At 60.8% G+C, this 22,595-nt stretch carries 26 protein-coding genes; 13 read left to right on the forward strand and 13 right to left on the reverse strand.

Annotation, left to right across the window (positions count from 1 at the left end; genetic code table 11):
* Positions 1-81 precede the first annotated feature (81 nt).
* The 4 genes from MKZ87_RS07695 to MKZ87_RS07710 all read left to right on the forward strand — a co-directional run bounded on the left by MKZ87_RS07695 (position 82) and on the right by MKZ87_RS07710 (position 3,622).
* Positions 82-2,019 (forward strand): TonB-dependent receptor plug domain-containing protein, encoded by a 1,938-nt coding sequence (locus MKZ87_RS07695; protein ID WP_266200559.1) that lies wholly within the window; start codon positions 82-84, stop codon positions 2,017-2,019.
* Positions 2,019-2,378, forward strand: a complete 360-nt coding sequence (locus MKZ87_RS07700; protein WP_266200560.1) for a (2Fe-2S) ferredoxin domain-containing protein — start codon at positions 2,019-2,021, stop codon at positions 2,376-2,378. Before MKZ87_RS07695 ends, MKZ87_RS07700 begins: the two co-directional genes overlap by 1 nt.
* Positions 2,375-3,301 carry an ABC transporter substrate-binding protein gene (locus tag MKZ87_RS07705; RefSeq protein ID WP_266200561.1) on the forward strand — a complete coding sequence of 309 codons (927 nt, stop codon included), beginning with the start codon at positions 2,375-2,377 and terminating at the stop codon, positions 3,299-3,301. The genes MKZ87_RS07700 and MKZ87_RS07705 overlap by 4 nt, the downstream gene beginning before the upstream one ends.
* A gap of 99 nt (positions 3,302-3,400) precedes the next feature.
* On the forward strand, positions 3,401-3,622 hold the full coding sequence (locus tag MKZ87_RS07710) for a hypothetical protein (protein ID WP_085700281.1): 222 nt from the start codon (positions 3,401-3,403) through the stop codon (positions 3,620-3,622).
* 56 nt (positions 3,623-3,678) lie between these two features.
* Here the strand turns inward: MKZ87_RS07710 and MKZ87_RS07715 are convergent, their stop codons facing one another.
* The gene (locus MKZ87_RS07715; protein ID WP_266200562.1) at positions 3,679-4,089 is read right to left on the reverse strand and encodes a hypothetical protein; all 411 of its coding nucleotides are present in this window, start codon (positions 4,087-4,089) and stop codon (positions 3,679-3,681) included.
* A gap of 36 nt (positions 4,090-4,125) precedes the next feature.
* Positions 4,126-4,428, reverse strand: coding sequence for a DUF7660 family protein (locus MKZ87_RS07720; RefSeq protein ID WP_085700283.1), 303 nt, complete (start codon positions 4,426-4,428; stop codon positions 4,126-4,128).
* A gap of 155 nt (positions 4,429-4,583) precedes the next feature.
* On the opposite strand from MKZ87_RS07720, the gene MKZ87_RS07725 reads away from it, so the two are divergent.
* On the forward strand, positions 4,584-5,066 hold the full coding sequence (locus MKZ87_RS07725) for an HIT family protein (protein ID WP_266200563.1): 483 nt from the start codon (positions 4,584-4,586) through the stop codon (positions 5,064-5,066).
* 33 nt (positions 5,067-5,099) lie between these two features.
* Here the strand turns inward: MKZ87_RS07725 and MKZ87_RS07730 are convergent, their stop codons facing one another.
* On the reverse strand, positions 5,100-5,546 hold the full coding sequence (locus MKZ87_RS07730; protein WP_227235366.1) for an anti-virulence regulator CigR family protein: 447 nt from the start codon (positions 5,544-5,546) through the stop codon (positions 5,100-5,102).
* Between the two features lie 244 nt (positions 5,547-5,790).
* Here MKZ87_RS07730 and MKZ87_RS07735 point away from each other — a divergent pair, with 244 nt between their 5' ends.
* Positions 5,791-6,483 carry a phytanoyl-CoA dioxygenase family protein gene (locus tag MKZ87_RS07735; protein ID WP_085703758.1) on the forward strand — a complete coding sequence of 231 codons (693 nt, stop codon included), beginning with the start codon at positions 5,791-5,793 and terminating at the stop codon, positions 6,481-6,483.
* A 56-nt stretch (positions 6,484-6,539) separates the two neighbouring features.
* Entirely contained in the window at positions 6,540-7,457 is a 918-nt protein-coding gene (locus MKZ87_RS07740) for a bifunctional helix-turn-helix transcriptional regulator/GNAT family N-acetyltransferase (RefSeq protein WP_085703757.1), read from the forward strand.
* Between the two features lie 171 nt (positions 7,458-7,628).
* On the opposite strand, the gene MKZ87_RS07745 is transcribed toward MKZ87_RS07740, so the two are convergent.
* Positions 7,629-7,868, reverse strand: a complete 240-nt coding sequence (locus tag MKZ87_RS07745; protein WP_085700288.1) for a hypothetical protein — start codon at positions 7,866-7,868, stop codon at positions 7,629-7,631.
* Positions 7,869-7,973: 105 nt separating this feature from the next.
* The gene (locus MKZ87_RS07750) at positions 7,974-8,204 is read right to left on the reverse strand and encodes a hypothetical protein (RefSeq protein WP_085700289.1); all 231 of its coding nucleotides are present in this window, start codon (positions 8,202-8,204) and stop codon (positions 7,974-7,976) included.
* 207 nt (positions 8,205-8,411) lie between these two features.
* Here MKZ87_RS07750 and MKZ87_RS07755 point away from each other — a divergent pair, with 207 nt between their 5' ends.
* The 5 genes from MKZ87_RS07755 to arsH all read left to right on the forward strand — a co-directional run bounded on the left by MKZ87_RS07755 (position 8,412) and on the right by arsH (position 11,632).
* Positions 8,412-9,236 (forward strand): DUF1206 domain-containing protein, encoded by an 825-nt coding sequence (locus tag MKZ87_RS07755; RefSeq protein ID WP_085700290.1) that lies wholly within the window; start codon positions 8,412-8,414, stop codon positions 9,234-9,236.
* A gap of 129 nt (positions 9,237-9,365) precedes the next feature.
* Positions 9,366-9,986 carry a LysE family translocator gene (locus tag MKZ87_RS07760; protein WP_085703755.1) on the forward strand — a complete coding sequence of 207 codons (621 nt, stop codon included), beginning with the start codon at positions 9,366-9,368 and terminating at the stop codon, positions 9,984-9,986.
* A gap of 117 nt (positions 9,987-10,103) precedes the next feature.
* Positions 10,104-10,451: a metalloregulator ArsR/SmtB family transcription factor gene (locus tag MKZ87_RS07765; RefSeq protein ID WP_227235361.1), complete on the forward strand. Its 348-nt coding sequence runs from the start codon at positions 10,104-10,106 to the stop codon at positions 10,449-10,451.
* Between the two features lie 9 nt (positions 10,452-10,460).
* The gene (locus MKZ87_RS07770) at positions 10,461-10,931 is read left to right on the forward strand and encodes an arsenate reductase ArsC (RefSeq protein ID WP_085700293.1); all 471 of its coding nucleotides are present in this window, start codon (positions 10,461-10,463) and stop codon (positions 10,929-10,931) included.
* Positions 10,932-10,942: 11 nt separating this feature from the next.
* Complete coding sequence (gene arsH, locus MKZ87_RS07775) at positions 10,943-11,632, forward strand: arsenical resistance protein ArsH (RefSeq protein WP_085703753.1); 690 nt, start codon at positions 10,943-10,945, stop codon at positions 11,630-11,632.
* 64 nt (positions 11,633-11,696) lie between these two features.
* Here arsH and MKZ87_RS07780 read toward each other — a convergent pair whose 3' ends face one another.
* The 4 genes from MKZ87_RS07780 to MKZ87_RS07795 all read right to left on the reverse strand — a co-directional run bounded on the left by MKZ87_RS07780 (position 11,697) and on the right by MKZ87_RS07795 (position 17,806).
* Positions 11,697-14,867, reverse strand: a complete 3,171-nt coding sequence (locus tag MKZ87_RS07780; RefSeq protein ID WP_234204983.1) for an efflux RND transporter permease subunit — start codon at positions 14,865-14,867, stop codon at positions 11,697-11,699.
* Positions 14,864-16,111 (reverse strand): efflux RND transporter periplasmic adaptor subunit, encoded by a 1,248-nt coding sequence (locus MKZ87_RS07785; protein WP_234204981.1) that lies wholly within the window; start codon positions 16,109-16,111, stop codon positions 14,864-14,866. Before MKZ87_RS07785 ends, MKZ87_RS07780 begins: the two co-directional genes overlap by 4 nt.
* Positions 16,108-17,364: a TolC family protein gene (locus MKZ87_RS07790; protein ID WP_266200564.1), complete on the reverse strand. Its 1,257-nt coding sequence runs from the start codon at positions 17,362-17,364 to the stop codon at positions 16,108-16,110. Before MKZ87_RS07790 ends, MKZ87_RS07785 begins: the two co-directional genes overlap by 4 nt.
* A 100-nt stretch (positions 17,365-17,464) precedes the next feature.
* Complete coding sequence (locus MKZ87_RS07795) at positions 17,465-17,806, reverse strand: hypothetical protein (RefSeq protein WP_085703749.1); 342 nt, start codon at positions 17,804-17,806, stop codon at positions 17,465-17,467.
* A gap of 158 nt (positions 17,807-17,964) precedes the next feature.
* Between MKZ87_RS07795 and MKZ87_RS07800 the strand changes: the two genes are divergently transcribed.
* Positions 17,965-20,349: a DUF3772 domain-containing protein gene (locus MKZ87_RS07800; RefSeq protein ID WP_234204977.1), complete on the forward strand. Its 2,385-nt coding sequence runs from the start codon at positions 17,965-17,967 to the stop codon at positions 20,347-20,349.
* A gap of 44 nt (positions 20,350-20,393) precedes the next feature.
* Here MKZ87_RS07800 and MKZ87_RS07805 read toward each other — a convergent pair whose 3' ends face one another.
* The 4 genes from MKZ87_RS07805 to MKZ87_RS07820 all read right to left on the reverse strand — a co-directional run bounded on the left by MKZ87_RS07805 (position 20,394) and on the right by MKZ87_RS07820 (position 22,580).
* On the reverse strand, positions 20,394-20,558 hold the full coding sequence (locus MKZ87_RS07805) for a DUF2986 domain-containing protein (protein WP_234204974.1): 165 nt from the start codon (positions 20,556-20,558) through the stop codon (positions 20,394-20,396).
* 114 nt (positions 20,559-20,672) lie between these two features.
* Positions 20,673-21,137, reverse strand: a complete 465-nt coding sequence (locus tag MKZ87_RS07810; protein ID WP_085700297.1) for a nuclear transport factor 2 family protein — start codon at positions 21,135-21,137, stop codon at positions 20,673-20,675.
* A gap of 67 nt (positions 21,138-21,204) precedes the next feature.
* Positions 21,205-22,182, reverse strand: coding sequence for a saccharopine dehydrogenase family protein (locus MKZ87_RS07815; RefSeq protein ID WP_085700298.1), 978 nt, complete (start codon positions 22,180-22,182; stop codon positions 21,205-21,207).
* Positions 22,179-22,580 (reverse strand): VOC family protein, encoded by a 402-nt coding sequence (locus MKZ87_RS07820; RefSeq protein WP_085700299.1) that lies wholly within the window; start codon positions 22,578-22,580, stop codon positions 22,179-22,181. The genes MKZ87_RS07815 and MKZ87_RS07820 overlap by 4 nt, the downstream gene beginning before the upstream one ends.
* Between the last annotated feature and the right edge of the window lie 15 nt (positions 22,581-22,595).

A 22,595-nucleotide genomic window follows, 5' to 3' on the forward strand; every position in this document is an offset into this window, starting at 1 on the left:
TGGGCGGGCATGGGCCGGTGTCGGCGTGTGCGCGATGCCTTCTCCTGCATGCTCTTCTGCGAAGATCCTTTCGAGAAGACGATGATCAAACCTTTCAACACTCCGGCTCCATCCCTGTTGTTCGGCTGTCTGTTCAGCCCCCTGTTGCTGGCGGATGACACGCCGCTCGAACTCCATCAGCAAATCGTTTCCGCGCCGTCCGTGGAGTCCACCACGGTGGCCGACATGGCGCAGTTCGGCAGCAAGGTCGAGATTGTCACCCGTGAGCAGATTGAGCGCGCGGGCCCCAGCGCCGATGTCAGCCGCGTGATGCAGATGTTCATTCCCGGTCTGTACGTCGCGCCGAAAAACGGCCCGTTCGACTACGGCACTTATTCCCTGCTGGGCGGGCGCAACGACGACACGCTGATCCTGCTCGACGGCGTGCGTCTGAACAATCGCCTGTACGGCGGTTTGTACCTCGACACTTTGCCGGCCAATGCCATCGAACGCATCGAAGTGCTGAAGGGTGGGCAAAGCCTGTTGTTCGGTACGCAAGCGGTGTCGGGCGTGATCAACATCGTCACCCGCAGCCCGCACAGTCGCAAAGCCTCCGGTGAAGTGAACATGGGCCTGGACACCTTCGGCGGCACCACCGGTGATGCGCGGGCCGAGAACATTTTCAGCAACGGTTTTGGCGATCTGGGCTTGCTGGCCTATGTCAGCCATAACGTCTCGGACGGCTATCAGCCGTTTCGTAATCGCGACCTGAAAAACGTCTCCGAAAAGAAACGCGCCTATGAAGTCACAACGTTCGGCGGCAAGGCGATTCAGTCCTTCGGCGATGACAAACGACTGGAGCTGTTCTACCAATACGCCGACGCCAACCTCGATTTCGCCCGCCCGGTGGACAACCACAAGACCACCAACGACCGCGTCCAGCAGATCGCCACGGCGACCTTCGAACAGACCCTCAACGAGCGCCTGAGCTACTTCGTCAAAGGTCATATCAACGACTGGGACACCCGCTACACGCGCATCAACAACACCGCCAATGGCGGCACCCGAACCATCAATCACAACGACTACTGGGGCTTCACCGACTGGGGCGTGCAGGCCGAAGGCAAGGCGCAATTGCCCGGCGGGCACGTACTGGTGTTCGGCACGGACAACCAGTGGTTCAAAGGTCAGGACGATGTGCTGATCATCGACAACGACAAGGCCGAAGCCCATGCGCTGTATACCCAATTGCGCCCGCAGATTGACGCCCTGCCCGACTGGCACCCGAGCATCGGCATTCGTCACGAAGCCATGGGCGGTGGCGACAGCGCCACGGTCGGCATGCTCACTTCGCTGTATGACCTGAACGAAAACTGGGCCCTGCGCGGCCAGTACGGTACGGCCTACAAACTGCCGAACGCCGAGCAATTGTTCGTCAACGAGCCCGGTGATGAGTTGGGCAACCGTAATCTGAAACCGGAGAAAAGCCGCAACGCCGAACTCGGTCTGGATTACAAAGGCCTGCTGCTCGACCGCGAGTTCAGCGCCAGCGTCACCCTGTTCAAACGCAAGATCGACGACCTGATCACCCTCGACGACATCCAGTGGGTCAACGGCCAGGGCCGGGTGCAGATGCGCGGTTTCGAAGCGGACGCCAGACTGGCGCTCAACGAGCAATGGAGCCTGCAGGCCGACATGACCCGCAACCTCACCGAGTCGCGCTCGGGAGTAACGCTGAACGATGTGCCAAGCTTTTTCGCCCGCTCACGCATTGGCTACGAGTCGGTCGACCGGATGTGGGGCGCCGGCGGTGCGATCCGCTATATCCGCGACGTGATCAGCTCGAAACAGATCGAATACGGCCATTATTCGGTGGTGGACGCCGATGCTTATCGCTACCTCGACGGCGCCCATCAGCATCGCCTGAGTCTGTTGGTGGAGAACCTGTTCGACCGCGACTACGTCACCAGTCGCTCGAACAACGTCGACAACCTCGGGCGGCCGTTCACCTCCGAAGTCCGCTACACGTACCGCTTCTGATGACTGACATGATCACTACCGACGGCGTTGACTCGCATCCGGACTGGTCGCAGGTGCCCGAGCATGCGCGCCACGTGTTCCTTTGCACCGGCCCGCGCTGCACCCAGCGCGGCGCCTTGCAGTTATGGAAAACCCTGCGCCGGCACCTGCTGGCGCATGACCGCATAGAAACGCCGGGCGGCGTTCTGCTGACCCGCACCCATTGTCAGTTCCCGTGCAATCTGGGGCCGATTGTGACGGTGTATCCGGAGATGTGCTGGTACGGCGTGCGCAGTCACGCGGATGCCCAACGACTGGTCGAGGGGCATCTGGTGGGCGGTGAAGTGGTCGAGGATTTGTTGATCAGGGCGCGCTCATGAGAAGACTCGTTTTTTTGGGCGCCCTGCTCTGCGCGTGCCCGGTCTGGGGCGACAGTTACCGCAACTGCGGCGAGACCTGGAACGCGCCGGCCGCGCCACCGTCGCGGATCGTCGCCCTCAATCAGCACGCCGCCGATCTGGTGCTGGCATTGGGTGCAGGCCCGGCGCTGGCGGGCGTCGCCTATCTGGACGACACCGGCGCACCGCAGTCCGAATATTTCGGCGTGCCGGTCATTGCGCCCCGCTACCCGTCGAGCGAAGTGTTGTACGCGCAGAAGCCGGATCTGGTGATCGGCGGGTTCGCCTCGGCCTTCGGCAACGGCGTGACGTCACGCAGCGGGCTGGGGCGCAACGGTGTGGCGTCCTATCTGCTGGAGTCAGCGTGCAACGGGCATTCGCTGGACTACTTCGAACACATCCGCAACGACCTCTTGACCCTTGGCGCGCTGCTGCACAAGCAGCCGCGTGCGCGCGAGCTGAGCGATAAGCTGGACGCCGATCTGAACCGTGCGAGAGCACTGGCCGGCTCGGACAAACCGCTCTCGGTGTTCTATCTGGACAGTGAGGTCAACGGCCTCGACAGCGAGGGTCGACGGGGTTTCGTCACCCCGCTGCTGGCTGCTGCCGGCGCGCGAAATCTGTTCGCCGATATCAACCAGTACCGGGTAACCGTGAGCCGCGAAACCCTGCTCGCCAGTGATCCGGACGTGATCCTGCTGGCCGACGCGCAATGGTCGCCGGCCAGTCGCAAGCGTCACTTGCTCGGGCAGGATCCGGTGTTGTCGACCCTGCGGGCGGTACGCGAGAAAAGGATGATCGACATTCCCTTCACTCATCTGCTGCCCACGGTGCACAGCGGTCGTGTGGCCCTGGATTTGGCGCAGCAGTTCAAAGCACTTCGGGCGACCGAGACCGATCATTGAACGCATCAATAACAACCATTAATTCAATGAAGTTCTCATATCGAGTCCAAAGCGTAGGATCTGCTCCACACCAACCCACTGCACACCGAGTACAGAACCATGAAACGCCAGACCCTCCTTGGTATCGCCTTCTCGCTCTTCGCCCTGAATGCTTTTGCAGCGACTGAAACCGACCCGCTGTTCAGCGATGCGGTTGCCTCAGCGACTCAGACCGATCCGCTGTTTAGTGACGCCGTTGCCGCGACTGAAACAGATCCGCTGTTCAGTGATGCGGTTGCCGAAGGTGGTTCTGACCGTCTGATCGAACGTCGTAACGTCTGAATGCGGGGTTTTACCGCAGTACTCGACAAAAGCCCGGTCTTATCCGCCGGGCTTTTTCATGCCTGATGGATAGCTGTCGCCGCCGCCGAGGAGCCAACTTCACGCAAGATCCGTTCGATGTCCGGTCTCGTCCACTTCTCCCACGGGCACTCGTCTTTTGTATCGCCGCGATGCCAGTATTCTCCGGCATCAAATGCAAGGTAGATGGAAAAGGCTGGCTCAGGCATGTCGGCATGCATAGACAAATCAACGATATCGCTGAATAGAATATTCATGACGTGATCGCAGTCATGAAAGTCCCACGCGCCTTCACTGAAAAACCTGGCCATCGCCAGGGCGAGCTGATTCAGAAGATCGCGCAAATCGAGCTGCAAGCGAACGCATATACCGTTCAAGTCCATCTCGGGATCTTTGACCAAATCGCCCAATACGCCATGCAGCTCCGCGCTGCTTAAAAATCTGCTCATTTCGGAGTTCGACCGGGTTCAGGGTTCACGCTTACTTCATTCATAAAACTTTCCAGCGAACAGAATCGCTGCACAGCGCTGCCATACATTCGATTGAGCACTATCGGCCAAAGGAGATCGGTTGCTGGCATGCGCCCATGCAGCTGCCGCATCGAGAAACGCATCAACTGTTCCGTTTTCCCATTCCTGGCTATCTGATCGATCTATCGATGAGGGAGCGTTATGTTCCAACAAGCGCTCACTGGCAAAATCAGCCCCCAGCGCCTCGACAAATCGAATGAACGACTCCTCATCTCTGACAAGCGCTAACAATTCATCAAGATCGACAGGCGTGGGCATAGGTTTTCCGGATAGGGCTTTTCAAGTGAATGCATGCTGCGACAGGGAAACGCGAACGGTCAACTCTACGTCGGACGTTACGGCACAGTTCCTCCGGCATAAAGGTCTGCACTTTTGCTACGCTGGCGCGCCGCTTGCCCAAGGACCTATGGCACATGGAAATTGACCCGCACTTCATTCTTCATGAAACCGAGCACTGGATCGTCAACCACCATCTGGCCAGTGCACTTCCCGGCTATTTGATGCTGGGGACCAAAATCCAAACCAACTCACTGGCCGAGCTGTCGACCGAGGCATTGGCGGAGCTTGGAGGGCTGATCGCAAGAACCCAGCAGATCATCGAGCATCATCTGAAGCCCAAGCGTCTTTATATCGGCCGCTTCGGTCATGAACCCGGTCTGCCCCTCCACTTCCATTTCATACCGGTCTATGACTGGGTCGAAGACCTGTTCTGGAAAGACTCCCGGTACCGCGTGCTCGAATCTTTCGCCTATGCCGAAAATCCCCTGTCATCGACCGATGGCGCAGAACTGACGCTGTTCGTTTGGCGAGAATTTGGTGAGAATCCCACACCGCCGGCGATTCAGGGGTGCTCTGTTGAGGAGGTGATTGAAGAACTGCGCAGTGCTTTCAAGTGATCAGTTCATCGAGTCGCCCGCTGCGCTGATGACTCAATCGAAGGCGCCATTGAGCACCTCATAAATCAGCCCGGTGGCCAGTGCGACCAGGATCAGATCGGTGCCGACCTGCTGCCATTCGTAGCCGTCGTAGTGCGGCAGCCTGCCGACCAGTCGACCATCAAGCTTCTTCGCAATACCGGGCGGCAGCGGTTTGCCCCGGGCCAGGTTTTTCTGGATGCCGGGCGGCAACGCCGGGCCCGGCGTCCAGTAGCCGCGATAGCCGTCCACGATGCCGATCACCCCGGCGTGGTCGATACTCGGTCCATGCCCCTGATAGCCGCCCCCGCCTTTTTTCCCCTGATTGCCATGATCCTGGCTGTTATGCGGATTGCCTTTGCCCTGCCCCTTTCCGTTGCCAGGATCGGCCAGCGCTGTCAGCGAACTGCTCAGCACTGCAATACAGGTCGTGGTCGCAATCAATGTGCGTAAACCGGACATCGGTCGTTCCTTGAATGGACGGGTGTCTGTGGATTCTAGTCAGTTTTTTTACAGGCATGCTGAGACGGCCCTGTCATCGGGGTTCTGGGACGACTTTCAGCCGAAGGGGGGCAGATTTCAGCTTCATATCCTTGGGCAAATCCGACGCCGTGGCACTGCCGGGAGAAAATTCGCCATCGAATAGCCTTCATTGATTGAGGCTTTTGTCTACGCTCTGCGTTAGCCAACCAAACCGAGGACATCTGTGGCTGACCGCGAGCAACTCCATCGAAACGGTTACGTGCTGCTGCGCCAGGCAATTGCGCCAGCATGGCTGGACACTCTGCGTGCAGTCTTCGATGCAGGCGTGAAACCTTCCGGTGAATGGCCCGTGCCCCGTGGCATCGACTGGCGCCATTCGCAGCTGGACACTGACGCCACCGTTCAGGCCGTGTGCCGATTGCCACCCTTGCTGGCGGTGGTCGGCGAGTTGATCGGCGAGCGCTTCTTCCTCTCTCAGGTCGAGGGCCGCGAACCGCTTATCCATGGCGGCCACCAGCAGCTGCACCGCGACTTGTCGGCGCAACGCCCCGGCGACACGATCAATGCGCTGGTGTACCTCGACGCTTACGGCCCGGAAAACGGTGCAACCCGCATCGTCCCCGGCAGCCACCGCCCTGCCCTCAGCGACCTTCCGTTCAACTTCACGGACGAATCCCGATCCGTACAACTGACGGGCAGCGCGGGCGATATCCTGATCTTCGATGCCGACCTGATCCACGCCGGCAGCCTGAACTCCAGTGGCGCACGCCGTCGTACCCTGTTGATCACCTTTTTTTCCGAATCGCTCTACGCCACACACCTGGAAACGGTGAACCTCAGAAACATACGAATGGACACGTCTGAGCGGCTCGATCCGACGGACTTTGCGTTCGCGATTGCGGGATCATTCATTTGACTTGATTGCCTGAGGCAACTATATAGTTGCCTCAGGCAAACAAATGAGCGTCCACCATGTCCACGATCAACGACCGCGCCGACATCGTCCGGCAGTTCAACCGCTTCTACACCCACCAGATCGGCGTGTTGCAGGAACACTTGCTGCAAAGCGAGTACTCGCTCACCGAGTTGCGCATCCTCTACGAACTCGCGTCCCAGGGCGATCTGACCAGCACCGACCTGCGCCAGATGCTCGGCCTCGACGCGGGCTACATGAGCCGGCTCATCAGCGGTTTTGACAAAAAAGGCCTGATCCAGAAGGCCCCCTCCGCCACCGACGCCCGCGCCAGTCAGTTACACATCACCGACCTCGGCCGCGAGATCCTCGCGCCGCTGGAGCAAGCCTCGCGGCAAGAAGTCATTACTCTGCTCGAACGCCTGTCCGAACCGCAGCAACTGCAACTGATCGCATCGATGAAGCAGATCCAGACGCTACTCGAGGGCGGCCAGTCAACGACCTACCTGCTGCGCGATCCGCAACCCGGTGACATGGGGCTGGTGGTGCATCAGCAAACCGCGATCTACAGCCGTGAATACGGCTGGAATTCGGAGTTCGAAGCGCTGGTGTCAGAGGTCGTCGCCAAGTACCTGCGCGAATTCGACCCCACGGTCGAGCGCTGCTGGATCGCGGAGAAGGACGGCAAGGTGGTGGGTTCGGTATTCGTCATCCGCCACGACCAAACCACCGCGAAACTGCGCATGCTCTACGTGGATGCCAGTGCGCGGGGTTTGGGGATCGGTAATCGCCTGGTCGAGGAATGCCTGCGGTTCGCCCGGGATGTCGGCTACAAAAAGATGATTCTGTGGACCACCAGCAATCTGGTGGATGCCCGCCGGTTGTATCAGCGGGCGGGGTTTGAGCTGGTCGAGGAAGAGCCGATTCACAGCTTCGGCAAGGATTTGGTGAGCCAGACGTGGGCGATTGAGTTGTGAAGCTTGGGCCCGCAGTGAGTTGACGTAGTCAACGCTGACCGAAGCTGCTGTGGCAGCGATCGGCCAGAGTACACGTCGCCGATGGTGGCCAGATCCAATTTCCAGACGCTCGATGGCAGGACGCTGTGTTCGGCGTCGGTATGAACATCGGCTCAGCCGGCGCAGATCGCCCTACTCGCCTTGGGCACCCACCACGTCGATTCGAGTGATTCCGACCAGACCCGCCTGCTCGATTATCTCGTCGGGTGTGGAGTCTGCATCAGGCATGATCAGGCTGTTCTCGCCATCCCCGAAATGTAACTGCAACAAGTGCATGGCCGCGTCCTGAATGGGTAATTCAGGCTGCTTCAGTTCAAGCTGATGGGTACGGGGCTGGTCGTTGAACAGGTACGTGATCGTGTAATTGCGCATGGATGACTCCCTCAGAATAGTAATCGGCACCTATCCTGACTGAGTGGTCAGCTTATAGTTCAAGTAAATGCGGTTCATGAATTTCGATCCAGTCACCTGTTCTGATCAGCCTCGCGACAAGGACTTCAGACGCTCCACCAGAGCGGCCTCGAAAATGATGTACAACCTCTCGGCATCGCCGACACGCAAAGCTCCGCCGGTTTCCAGTCCCAGCACGAATCCATCCGCCCGCGCCCCAGCCTTGACAGCAATGATCATCGAATCTGCCCGGACAATCTGCGCCAGCAGTCGATCCGCTTCACGCTGAATCTTCTCGCCCAACACTACGCCTTCCACATCCCCACCCAAATACCTTTAATTCGACATCCAATAAACGACGCCGATAACCGATGAAACCCAAATGATGGGTCAGGATCGCTCAACCCGCAACAACAGCACACATTGCCCTTGGGACCACAGGTTGCCCGGTGATCTACGACGTGTAATAGAACCCCCTCCAGAAAGGACGGTCTGCTCTTTCATGACCTCTCGCAAGGAACTCCAATGTCCGCGCAGCGCAATCTGGTAATACTCGCCCGGGGTGGATACGCCTCTCGCGGAGTGCTCTATTTGATCATCGGTATATTCGCGTTAATGGCAGCCCATGACTCAACAAAACCGAAAGACAGTCACAAGAGCCTTGAGGCTTTGCTGAGCCAACCGTTCGGCTATTTTCTGGTGGGCGTTGTGGTGGCGGGTCTGCTTGCATTTTCGGCCTGGCGTGTCCTGCAAGCCGTACGCGATGTCGATCATCACGGCACGCAATTCAAGGGTCTGGTGATTCGTGCAGGCCTGTTTGCAGGAGGTTTGGTCAACGGTGCTCTAGCGTTTTTTGCGTTGGGCCTGCTCGTGAGCGGCACCCGAAATTCGAGCCATTCAGGCGAGCAGACCAAAGATTGGCTGGCGCACCTTCTGTCGTGGGAACACTCGAATTTATTGTTGTATCTGATCGCTCTCATACCACTGGGCGTTGGCGTTGCTCACATCATCAAGGGATGGAAGGCCTCGTTCGAGAAGTATTTTGAGGCCGACGAAGAGGTCATGCGCTATGTCCGTCCGGTGTCACAATTCGGCCTGATCGCCCGCGGAGTCGTGTTTATGGAAATTGCTTTGCTGCTGGCAGTGAGCGGTTCCGCTTATCAAGCCATGGACCCACCTGGCATGAAGGAAGCGCTGGACGCACTCCAGAATCTACCCGCAGGATGGCTCGTCTTGATGGTGATGGCCCTGGGGCTGATTGCCTTCTCGGTTTACAGTTTCTCTGAAGCGTGTTGGCGCAAGATAAATATGGATGTGCCAGGCGTTTCCAAAGCAAAAGCCCGGCATTGAGGTAAGCCATGCGCACCGTTCATATTGCTAAGATGCAACCGGCCGCATCCATCCGCGCCTGACTTTTCGGCTGGATCCCCCGCCTGAAACCGTTACCGTTCCCCATCCGGAACAAGGAACCCAAGCGCAATGTCCATCGCCGACAACCTCCTCGCCTTCACCCTCGCCGCCACGCTGCTGACGCTGACACCCGGCCTCGACACCGCGCTGGTGCTGCGCACCGCCACCGTCGAAGGCAAGCAACAGGCCTTGCGCGCAGCGTTGGGTATCAACGCCGGTTGCCTGTTGTGGGGCGCGGCGGTGGCGTTTGGGTTGGGGGCGTTGATTGCGGTGTCGGAGCTGGCCTACAACCTGTTGAAGTATTGCGGCGCAGCGTATCTGGCGTGGCTGGGGTTGAACATGCTGCTGCGCCCTCGCCGTTCGCTGGCACCGGCCGAGGCCGACGGCAAGCCGGGGGCGAACTGGTTTTTCAAGGGCATGCTGGGGAATGTGCTGAATCCGAAGATCGGGATTTTCTACGTGTCGTTTCTGCCACAGTTCATTGCGCAAGGTCAGCCGCTGGTACCGTGGACGTTCGGGCTGGTGAGCATTCATGTGGTGCTCGGGCTGATCTGGTCGCAGGTGTTGATTGGCGCGACGCAGCCGCTGTCCGGGTTTCTGCGCCGTGAAAAAGTGATTCGCTGGATGGATCGCACCACCGGGGTGATTTTCGTGTTGTTTGCCGCGCGGTTGGCGTTCAGCAAGCGTTGAAGTGCCCACGCTAAACAAACCTTCGGTCGAGACCTGCCACTACACCAAAATCAAGGCTTGCCCATCACATATGGATATCCGTATATTCGGCCAACCATATGTACTCAAGGCGTCGCCATGCTCAACCCCGCCTCCGTTTTCAAATGCCTCGCCGACGAAACCCGCGCCCGGGCCACGCTGCTGATCACCCGAGAAGGTGAGTTGTGTGTCTGCGAACTGGTCTGCGCGCTGGACGACAGTCAGCCGAAAATCTCCCGCCATCTCGCACAACTGCGCACCTGCGGTTTGTTGCTGGATCGCCGTCAGGGCCAGTGGGTTTACTACCGGCTCAACCCCGACCTGCCGACATGGATTCGCACGCTGCTTGAAACCACGCTCGCCGCCAACACCGCCTGGCTGGAAGAAAACAGTGCGCGGCTGGCTGCCATGGGCGATCGCCCGCTCAATACATCCGCCTGCTGCTGAGGATCAATCATGCGCGTTCTATTCATGTGCACCGCCAACAGCTGCCGCAGCATTCTGTCGGAGGCAATGTTCAACCACCTGGCGCCGGCCGGTTTCGAAGCGGTCAGTGCCGGCAGTTTCCCCAAGGGCCAGGTGCTGCCGCGCAGTCTGACTACGTTGCAGGCAGCCGGCATTTCCATCGCCGGGTTGAGCAGCAAGGGCAACGAGGCCTTCGAAGACAATCCGCCGGACATCGTCATCACCGTCTGCGACAAGGCCGCCGGTGAAGCCTGTCCGGTGTACTTCGGCCCGGCCCTGAAAGCCCATTGGGGGCTGGAAGATCCGTCGGACGTGCGCGGTGATGAGCGCACCATCGACGCTGCTTTCCGCGCCACCCTCGCCCGAATCGAAACCCGCTGCCGGGCCTTCCTCGCCCTGCCCTTCGCCCAACTTGACCGTGATGCCCTCAAGCGCGAGCTCGACCGCATCAGCACGCTGTAACCGGAGCCGACATGACCGACCTGCCCAACCTCGATCCCTCACTGGTTCAGAAAACCACTCGTGACGAAGGCGCCCACAAGCCGCGCATCCTGTTGCTGTACGGCTCGACTCGCCCGCGCTCCTTCAGCCGTTTGCTGGTCGAAGAAGCCGCCCGCCTGCTGGAGCACTTCGGTGCCGAGACGCGAATCTTCAACCCTTCGGGCCTGCCGCTGCCGGACGATGCGCCGGGCGATCACCCGAAAGTCCAGGAACTGCTCGAACTGATGCAATGGTCGGAAGGCCAGGTCTGGTGCTCGCCGGAACGTCACGGCGCCATGTCGGCGGTGTTCAAGGCGCAGATCGACTGGGTGCCGCTGGCACTTGGCGCGGTGCGTCCGACCCAAGGAAAGACCCTGGCGGTGATGCAGGTCTGCGGCGGTTCGCAATCCTTCAACGTGGTCAATCAACTGCGCGTGCTGGGCCGCTGGATGCGCATGTTCACCATCCCCAATCAATCGTCGGTGCCCAAGGCTTATCTGGAATTCGATGAAGGCAACCGCATGAAGCCTTCGGCGCTGTACGACCGGGTGGTGGACGTGATGGAAGAGTTGGTGAAATTCACGCTGTTGCTGCGAGATCGCCCGGATCTGGTGGATCGCTACTCGGAGCGCAAGGAATCGGCAGAAGAGTTGATGCAGCGGGTCAATCAGCGGTCGATCTGATGACCAGACCTCACAATAAAAAACCGGTGCGAACGTTCGCACCGGTTTTTTTTTCGTCGCCGGGTTACGGCTGGATGGAAGCATCGTCGCTTTGAGGTGACTTGTTTTCAGCGGGCAACCGTCGACGGCGCATCAGGCGATACGCCGCCGGTATGACAAACAGGGACAACAGCGGCGCCGTGACCATACCGCCGACCATGGGCGCGGCGATGCGGCTCATGACTTCGCTGCCGGTGCCGCTGCCCAGCAGAATCGGCAACAGGCCGGCGATGATCACGGCCACGGTCATCGCCTTGGGGCGCACGCGTTGCACAGCGCCTTCGCGAATCGCCGCGACCAGTCCACGTTCAGAGTGGTCGCCGAGGCCTTCGCGCTCGGCCCAGGCGTTTTTCAGGTAGAGCAGCATGATCACGCCGAACTCGGCCGAAACCCCGGCCAGTGCAATAAAGCCAACCCCGGTCGCGACCGACAAGTTGTAGCCCAGCAAATACAGGAACCACGCACCGCCGCTCAATGCGAACGGCAACGTGGCCATGATCAGTAGCGCCTCATCGAAGCGAGCGAAGGTCAGGTAGAGCAGCACGAAGATGATCAGCAGCGTGGCAGGCACTACCAGTTTCAGCCGCGCATTGGCCCGCTCCAGAAACTCGAACTGCCCGGAATAGCTCAGGCTCATACCGGGCTGCAATTTCGCCTGTTCATTGACGGCGCGACGCAGATCGGCCACTACCGAAGCGATGTCCCGCCCGCGCACGTCGATGTACACCCAACCGGACGGCCGGGCGTTCTCGCTCTTGAGCATTGGTGGGCCGTCCGTGACCTTGATCTTCGCCAGCATGCCGAGGGTGATCTGGCTGCCGGAAGGCGTGTAGATCGGCAATTGCTCCAGCGCGCCGGGCGAATCACGCCACTCTCGTGGATAACGGATGTTGATCGGAAACCGCGCCAGCCCCTCGATGGTTTCCCCGATGTTTTCCCCGCCAATGGCACCGGAGACGATGGATTGCACATCGCTGATGTTCAGCCCGTAGCGGCCGGCGGCGTTGCGGTCGATATCCACATCGATGTAGCGGCCACCGGTCAGGCGCTCGGCCAGTGCCGAACTGACGCCGGGCACACCTTTGGCCACCCGCTCGACGGCCTGGGTCGCGGCGTCGATCTGGGCCAGATCGTTGCCGGCGACTTTCACGCCGATGGGACTTTTGATCCCGGTGGCGAGCATGTCGATGCGATTGCGGATAGGTGGAATCCAGATGTTGGTCAGGCCCGGCACTCGCACCACGCGATCCAGTTCTTCCACGAGTTTTTCCGGGGTCATGCCCGGACGCCATTGATCGTGGGGCTTGAATTGGATAGTGGTCTCGAACATCTCCAGCGGTGCCGGGTCGGTAGCGGTTTCCGCACGACCAGCCTTGCCGAATACATGCTCGACCTCGGGCACTGACTTGATCAGCCGATCGGTCTGCTGCAACAGTTGCGCGGCTTTTTGCGCCGACAAACCCGGCAAGGCCGAAGGCATGTACAGCAGATCGCCCTCGTCCAGCGGCGGGAGGAATTCGCCACCAAGCCGCGAAATCGGCCAGGCCGCGCTGACGAATACCAGCAATGCCACCAGCAGAGTGAGTTTCGGCCGCCGCAACACCGCATCCAGCGCCGGCTGATAGATCCGGATCAACCAGCGGTTGAGCGGATTGTAGCGTTCATCCGGAATCCGCCCGCGAATCCAGTAGCCCATCAGCACCGGTACCAGCGTCACAGAAAGTCCCGCTGCTGCCGCCATGGCGTAGGTCTTGGTGAACGCCAGCGGACCGAACAGCCGCCCTTCCTGGGCCTGCAAGGTGAACACCGGAATGAACGATAGCGTGATGATCAGCAAACAGAAAAACAGCGCCGGCCCCACCTCCGCTGCCGCGTCGGTCATCACCTGCCAATGGCGCTCGCCCTTGAGCGCCTGCCCCGGATGGGCTGCGTGCCACGCTTCGATTTTCTTGTGGGCGTTCTCGATCATCACCACCGCCGCATCGACCATCGCACCAATGGCGATGGCGATCCCGCCCAACGACATGATGTTGGCGTTCAAGCCCTGATAACGCATCACGATGAAGGCGATCAGCACGCCCATCGGCAACGAAATAATCGCCACCAGCGAAGAGCGCAAATGCCAGAGGAAGATCCCGCACACCAGCGCGACGACGATGAACTCTTCGAGCAGTTTGTGGCTGAGATTTTCCACGGCGCGATCGATCAGTTTGCTGCGATCGTAGGTGGTGACGATCTCGACGCCGGGCGGCAGGCTGCTTTTCATGTCATCGAGTTTGGCCTTGACCGCCGCGATGGTCTCGCGGGCGTTCTTGCCGCTGCGCAGGATTACCACGCCGCCGACGGTTTCGCCCTGGCCGTCTAGCTCGGTGATGCCCCGACGCATGTCCGGCCCGGTCTGAACCGTTACGACATCGCCGAGAGTTACCGGCACCCCGCCAGCACCGAGCTTTAACGGGATAGCCCGAAAATCATCAAGCGTCTTCAGGTAGCCGGAAGCGCGCACGATGAATTCGGTTTCGGCCATATCCAGCACCGCGCCACCGGTTTCCTGATTGGCCTTGCCGATGGCTTCGCGCACCTGCGCCAGAGTGATACCCAAACTGGCCAGCCGCACCGGATCGGGCTGCACCTGATACTGCTTGACCATGCCGCCAACGGTAGCGACCTCGGCGACGTCGGGCAGGGTCTTGAGCTCGAACTTGAGGAACCAGTCCTGTAACGCCCGAAGCTGCGCCAGATCATGCCCGCCGCTGCGATCCACCAGCGCGTACTGATAGATCCAGCCGACGCCGGTCGCATCCGGACCCAATCCCGGTTTGACGCCGGCAGGCAGGCGACTCTGGATCTGGCTCAGGTACTCCAGCACTCGCGAGCGCGCCCAGTATTGATCGGTGCCGTCTTCGAACAGCACGTAAACGAAGCTGTCACCGAAGAACGAATAACCGCGTACGGTTTTCGCCCCCGGCACCGAGAGCATGGTGGTGGTCAGCGGATAGGTCACCTGATTCTCGACAATCTGCGGCGCCTGTCCGGGGTACGGCGTGCGGATGATCACCTGCACATCGGACAGATCCGGCAGCGCATCGATCGGTGTGTTCTGCACCGACCACACGCCCCAACCCGTGACGAACAGCGTCGCCAGCAGCACCAGAAAACGATTGGCGACGGACCAGCGAATCAGCGCGGCGATCATGGCTGGCTCCCCGAAACGTTCCCGCCCGATTCAAGCGGCTCGGCGACGATGCCCTTGAGACTTGCCTCCGAATCGAGCAGGAACTGGCCGGACGTCACGACGCTCTGCCCTTCTGCCAGGCCCTCGAGGATCACCGTTCTGCCGTCGCTTTCCTGACCGAGGCGCACCTCCACCGGGCGATAGTGCCCCGCGTCTTCGGCGAGCATGACCAATGCCCGCTTGCCGGTGCGAATAACTGCCTCGCTGGGCACCGACAAACTGTCTTGCCCGGTCGATCGGTTCAACCGCACTTGCGCCGTCATCCCCGGCCGCAATCGGCCGTCGGCATTGGTCAGCTCAACCCTGACGCGCAGGGTTCGGCTGTCCGGGTTGGTGTCCGGCAGAATCGCGCTGACCGTTCCGTTGAATACTCTGCCGGGAAAGGCCGGCAGGCGTGCTTCGACGGCCTGCCCCACGGCAACCGAGCCGGTCTGCGATTCCGGCACCGCCACAGCGAGCCAGACACTGTTCAGCCCGTTGACCCGCGCCAGGGTTTCACCGCTCGCCACGGTCATGCCCGCCCGCACATCGAGTGCTTGCAGCACACCGCCCAAAGGGCTGGTGACCGTCAGTTCGGACTGCACCTTGCCGCTGCGCTCCACTTGAGCAATCAAGCTTGCTGGCATCCCGGTCAGCCGCAAGCGCTGGCGCGCCGCCGCGATGAGGTCAGCATCGCCGCTACGCCTGAGCGCCAGAAACTCGCTCTGGGCCGCCGTCCATTCCGGCAAGAGAATGTCTGCCAACGCCGTGCCAGCCGTGAGCACGTCCCCCGGCGCACGGGCGTAAACCCGCTCGACAAACCCATTGGTGCGCGCCTGGATCACCGCGACATCGCGCTCGTTGAACCCCAGCACACCGCTCACATCGAGGCTTGAGGTGAAGGCGCCGCGACTGACCGGCGCCACACGCAGACCGAGGTTCTGACTCAGCCCCGGATCAATGCTGACGGTCGCACTGCCCTCCTCGCCGCTGGCGTATCGGGGCACCAGTTGCATGTCCATGAAGGGTGACTTGCCCGGTTTGTCGAACTTCTGCTGCGGGTACATCGGGTCATACCAGTACAAGGCCTTGGGCTCAGTGCTCGGCGCAGGGGCTGAAGCCGCTACTCCGTTCATTCGCTGATAGGCCAATCCGTAACCGCCACCCACGCCCACCGCCAGCGCGAGGCCGGCCAGCCACACGCCGTTCCATTGTTTACGGTTCACAGGCTGGTCTCCCCATAAGCGAAATGCAGACGCGCAGCGGTCAGTGCGCGCTGTTCTTCCATGTCGATCTGTTTGAGGCGGGCCTCGATGAGTTCGCGGCGGGCGTTGACCACCGCGCTCAAATCGCCCTGGCCGGCGCGATAACTGGCCAGGCTCAGATCGACTTTCTCTCTGGCCAGCGGCACCAGGCTTTCTTCGGTGCGGCGTACGGCCCGATCGAGGCGCTGGTAATCGGCCAACTGGTTTTCCAGTTGTTCGGTGTGCTCGCGGGACAGGGCCTCGCGCTCGGCTTGCAGTTGGCTGACCTCGGCCTGTCTGGCGGCGATTTTCGGGTTCTGCCGCGTCTCGGGAAACAGCGGCAGATCCCAGGAAAACTGCACGCTGACCATGTCGCCAAACTCGCGCCCCCGGTGCTGGTAATCCACCTCCCAGCTCCAGTCGGACTTTTTCTCGGACACCGCCTCTTGCACCCTGGCCTGGGCTTCGCGGGTCATGGGGGCGAAAGCAGCGAGTTCGGGATGGTGTTGCAGTTGATGATTGAAGGTCGAGGCATCGACCGGCCACACGGGCAAACCGCCCTCGGGCTTGTCGTTGGCGGCGCTGCCGATCCAGCGTTTGAGCGCGGCTCGGGCCAGAGTACGCTCGAGGGTCAGGCTGTCCTGTTGCTCGGCGAGTCGGGCCGCTTCTTGCTTCGGCGTCACCGCGTCGGCAGGTTGCGCGCGGCCACCGGCGATCTGCGCCCGGACGGTCTCACTCAGCAGGCGATTTTCCTTGAAGAGATCCCGGAACAGCGCTTCCTTACGCTCGACCGAATAGCCGCTGATCCACGCCAGCGCTGTCGCCTGACGCACCTTCAAACGCTCGACCCTGCGCTCGGCCGCCGCGCGCTCAATAGCGGCGTCGGCAACTTCGATGCGCGCCTTGCGTTTGTCTGCGTTGGGCATCTCCTGCCGGTAACCGACCATCTGCATGGTCATGAAGTCCTGATCGACGCTCCAGCGATCCGGGCCGCCCACGGGGTAGTTCTGCAAACCGAGCAACAGCTTGGGATCGGGCAACTCGCCCGCCGGAATGGCCGCGCTGCTGGCGGCCTGGATTTTCTGATCTTGTGCGGTCAGCGACGGCGCATTGTTTTCGGCCAGCCGCAGCGCTTGATCGAGTGTCAGCGCGGCGGCGAAACCCGGCCACGCGAGCACGCTTGCCGCAAGGCCGGCCACCAGAGGCCAACCCGCGCAATTGCACTTGAATGTCATGTTTACGATTCCTGTGATCGTCCACTGCGCGCGGCGTAAAACACGCGCACAGCCAAATCACTCCGCCTGGGCGGAATGAGCTTCGAGGGGGGGACAGGAATCAGGTGCGGGGCGGTCGCCAGACCCCGGACGGGGCCGCTAGCGGCAGGGAGTCACTGAAGAACGAATGCGTGACAGGGCTGAAAACGGTAACGGGCGGCTTGAGGATCGCGACTTGCAGCAGGCCGCCGGTCTTGCACTCCTGGCCGGGTTTGCAGGGAGAGCCATGGTCGGCAGGACTCTTCATGTCCTTGCAGCAATCCATGTTCATGCCGTCCATCATCGCCATGCCCATGGTTTGCATCGGGCACGGTTCTGTCGGTGCCTGCACGCCCGCCATCCCGCTGAGGGGAAGCGCCAGGCTGATCAGGAAAACGAGACAAAACCGCAGATAGCGTTTCATGGCCGGGAGTCTAGTCGTGAAAACGGGCGCCTACAATCGGCTGCCCGGCGATCTCACCGAACACGCATTAAGCCAGGATTAGCAGCAGAAAATGATGCAGCAGGCGCCCGATCACCTAACCTCAATGCTTGTGTGATCAACCGGAATCGCCCAGTCCCATGCGTAATGCATTGAAGTCATTGATGTTCATCGCCTTGATCGTGCTCGGTTCAGGGTTCGTGGCGGTGGCGGCCGCCGACTTGCCCGGCACACCCGATGTCAGTACCGGCGCCCCGCTCCCCGGCGTCTCGCAAAGCGATCTGCAAGCCCTGCAACTGCGCCTCGACGGCCTCAAGCAGCAGATCTCGTCCGCCAACAATTACAACCAGCTCGAAGGCCCGCAGGATCGGGTGCAGACGTTCATTCTGGACATCGATCGGCTGTCAGCCTCGCTGTTGCCGCAGCAGGCGCAACTGACCGTGCAATTGGGCGTGCTGGGTGCAGCCCCGACCGAAGCGGTGGCCGCCGAACAAGCTGATATCGCCGCGCAACGGGCAACGTTGATCGAGCAGAAAACCAAAGTCGATACGGCGCTGAAAAACCTCGCCACCCTCAAGCAAAGCGCCACGGATCTGATCACGCAGATCGCCGGAATCCGCCGCACGCTGCTCGAAAGCGAACTGATGCTGAGCACCCACAGCATTCTGAATCCAGGCTTCTGGACGCCTCTTTTCAATCCTTCGCCAGATGACCGCCAGCGCCTGCGGGTTTTCGTCGAACAGGTACAACAGACCGGCGCCGAGGCGTGGCGACCCGGCCAGCGCTTTTACACCGCGTTGCTGGTGATATTGGCGTTTATCGTCTGGACGTTTGGACGGCGGCTCGCTGACCGCTGGATGGCCTGGGTGTGCATTCACCGCATGCCGGAGGGTCGGCTGCGTCGCAGTTCGCTGGCGTTTGCCTCGGCGCTGGCAACACTTGCGACCACCGCCATCGCCCTGGAATTGTTGTACTACGCGTGCACCCGTCACGTGCCGTTGCCGCCGATGCTGGCGACGTTTTCCGATGAGTTCGAGAAAGTCGTTTACGCCTGCGTGTTGATCACAGGGCTCAGCCGCGCCTTGCTGTCCACCGAGCACCCGTCATGGCGGTTGCCGGCGGTGGCCGACGAGATCGCAGACACGCTGCAGCCATTCGCGCCGATCCTCGCCGCGACGCTGCTGGTGCTGGTGACGTCGGTGCAGGTCAGTAACGCCTCTGGCATGAGCAGCCAGATCGTGCTCGCAGGCCGAGGCATCATTGCGCTGGTGGTGCTGGTCATCGTCACGACGTTGCTGATGCGCGTCGGCAGGGTGCGCAAAGTGTTGGCGGCGGCTGGCGATACGCAGGTAACGGGCAACACGTTTGCCGGGGTGATTTACACCGTGGCCACCCTGGCAATGGTGCTGTCGTTCGGCACCCTGCTGACCGGGTATGTGTCGTTCGCGCGGTTCATCACCTACGAACTGGTGTGGGCGTTTATCGTGTTTTCCGGGTTTTACCTGCTGATGCAGTTGCTCAAGGACAGCTGCGAGTACTTCTTTTCTCCCCGCCATTCCAGCGGCAAGGCGCTGAAACAGCTGCTGGGTGTCGGTGATCGGCGTCTCGAACAGGCCTCGACCCTGCTGGCCGGTTTTGGTCGGGCTGCACTGTTGCTGTTGGCGGTGATCACGCTGTTTGTCGGCGGGATCGGCACCACCCTGGGCCAACTGGCCAACAACATCGGCACGATCCTCGGCGGCGCCGGCCTGCGCAAGCTGAACATCGTCCCCGGCCACTTGCTCAACGCCGTGCTTGCGCTGCTGATCGGCATCTACCTGATCCGCGCCCTGCGCCGCTGGCTCGACAACGAGTTTCTGCCCAAGACCGACATGGACCCGGGCATGTGCGCTTCGCTCAGCACGCTGTTTTCCAACATCGGTTATGCAGTGGTGATCCTGCTGACCCTGTCATCGCTGGGCGTGCAATGGACCAATCTGGCGTGGATCGTCAGCGCCCTGTCGGTGGGCATCGGCTTCGGCTTGCAGGAGATCGTGAAGAACTTTGTCTCCGGGCTGATCCTGCTCACCGAACGCCCGGTCAAGGTCGGCGACCTGATCAGCATCAGCGGCGTCGAGGGCGACATCCGCCGGATCAACGTGCGCGCCACCGAAATCCAGCTCAGCGACCGTTCGATCGTGATCGTGCCCAACTCGCAGCTGATCTCGCAGAACCTGCGCAACGTCACCCTCGGCGGCAGCGCCCAGGGCGTGGCGACGCTGGAGCTGATGTTCCCGCTGGATATCGACCCCGAACAGGTCAAAAGCCTGCTGCTCGACACCTACACCGAGCACGAAACCATCCTCGAAAAACCGGCTCCATTCGTGCGCTTCAGCAAACTCACGCCGGACGGGATTACGTTGACGGTAACCGGTTACGTGGCGAGCCCGAGGATTGTCGGCACGACCAAGAGTGATCTGTTGTTCGAGATTCTCAAGCGGCTGGGGGCGGCGGGGATTGAGCTGGCGAAGCCGCCGAGTACCTGAGGGGGAAACCTGATGGGGGCTTATACCGCTGCGCGCCTGCTCGATCAGGCCTCAGTGGTGTCAGTCGACTCCGGCGCCGTTTCCGCCGCCAGTTTCAGCCGATCCGCCTTGCTGATGTACTTCGGCTTGTTGCTCTTGGGGGCCAGTTTGGCGTTGGCCTTTCTGGATTTTTCCTTGAAAAGTTGCTGCAGTTTTTTCTGGCGATTCATGGTCATCTACCCGGCTGTAAAGGCTTGAATGATAACAGCTGAATCAGCCGGCGCAGAGGCAGGCGAAACCTCACGCTCAATCAAGCCTTCACGCTAACCGGCTCGCAAATCCGGTTAAACGCCGGAGAGCACCCCGGGGTCGCCCGTGCGCCACACATTGTCAACCGTGACGCTTTGAATCAGCCAGGCGTCGCCTGCCCGCACCAGTTTTACGTCGTAACGGTTTTTCATGAGGTAGTGCCGTGAGTGATCACTTTGCGGCACGTGCTGGGCTTCCACGAGTGCATCAACCTGCGCCCGATCGCCAACGACGCTGACTCGCGGATTGCTGACAGAGTGCGTTGTATCGATACCGGCAAGTGAACCTGAAAGCGACGCCAAGATGGTCTGACGCCCCTCCAGAACAGGGTATTCGAACCCGGCCTTTGCAGCGGCGGGCCGGAAGTCGGAAATCGCATCCTCGGTAAACGCCGACGCCAGTAATGCTTCGTCGCGCAGATCGATTCCAGCGGCAAACCGGTACAGCGTTTCAACCACCGCAAGTTTGTCTGCGGTGTCCTGCAACTGTGTGGATGACATACTTGAAGCCTTAGGTGAAGTGAGCTTGAGGATTTCGCCAGGCGCTAGGCCGAAGCGGACTCGCGTTTCAGAAATCAGTAACGGTTGTGCCTGCGATACTTTCGGCAAACCCGATGCCGAACACCCGGGCCGGCGTTTCAAAACCCGGCCGTCGCTCCCCGCTCAACACACGACGCGCGGCTTCGACAGCTGCGAGCGGCGTGTAGGTGTAGCCGTTGACGGTCTCGATCACCGAGCATGCAACGCTGCCGTTGGCGCCGCTGACTTCAGCCACCGCTCGGGCGCGATGTGCCTCGCGCTGTTCGACGCTTGGGCCGTCTGGCAGTTGCGCCAGATCGCCTTCCGGAAACGCGTCACCGCTGATGTGCACGAACATGGCGATATCGGGAATACCGGTGGAATGCCAGCCGGTCACCAGATCACCGAATGACAGGGGCGCACAGAGCACCGGCCCGTCACCAAAATCGAAGTGACGGGGCTGCGCGTCAGGCGCTGCGACCAGTTGTCCATCGACCCGAGCCAACAGGCCTGCACCAATGATTTCGCCGACACTCAGGGCCGAGCCGCGCGACATCGAGCCCGCGACCTGCAAGGCGATTTTCAATGAACGCGGTTGTGGCACCCGTTGAGCAACACGCATCGCCAGACAATCGGTCGGCACCACATCCCAGCCGACGCCGGGCAACAACATCACGTTCGCACTGGCTGCTTGAGCACCCAACTGCTCGGCACGCCGATAGACATTGATTTCCGCCGTGATGTCCAGATAGTCGACACCGGCCTGGATGCACGCCTGCATCAAGGCGTCTGCCGTCTGGGCGAACGGACCCGCGAAATTCAGCAGTACCGCGATACCCTCCAATGATTGAGCTGTCAGTTCATTGGGCTTGAACACCCGAAAAGGAACATCCAGTTGCGCAGCGAGCAACTCGAGCGTTTCGGCCGTGCGCCCAGCGATGACCAGGTCCAGCCCCAGTGCCTTGGCATGTTCGGCTGCCATGCGCCCGGTGTACCCGGTCGCGCCGTAGATCATCAGTGTGCTCATTGGCCGTGCTGCCATTTTTTGAAGACAAATTCGAGGCTGTAACCGTCCGGATCGAGGACATTGGCAGCGTAGTAATCGGGGTCGTAATGCAGACGTGCGCCTGGAGCGCCGTTATCGACAGCACCACTGTTGATCGCCGCCGCGTAAGCTGCGTCAACTTCGGCCTTGCTGTTGGCGACAAACCCGACGTGCACCGCCCGCCCTTCCACCACGCCTTCGCGCAACCAGAAAAACATCCGGCCATGGGCACCGAAACCTTTCAGATCCGGATGGCCGGGTGGGCCGTCCTTGCCGTCGTAATCAAGCCTGGCGGTAATGCCCAGCGGGGTCAGCGCGGCGGTGTAGAAATCAATGGAGCGCTCAATGTCGCTGACTGACAGAAAGATGTGATCAAGCATGGAGTTACCTCGCCT

It is taken from the genome of Pseudomonas sp. MCal1 (genome assembly GCF_026341415.1).
Classification (GTDB): Bacteria; Pseudomonadota; Gammaproteobacteria; order Pseudomonadales; family Pseudomonadaceae; genus Aquipseudomonas.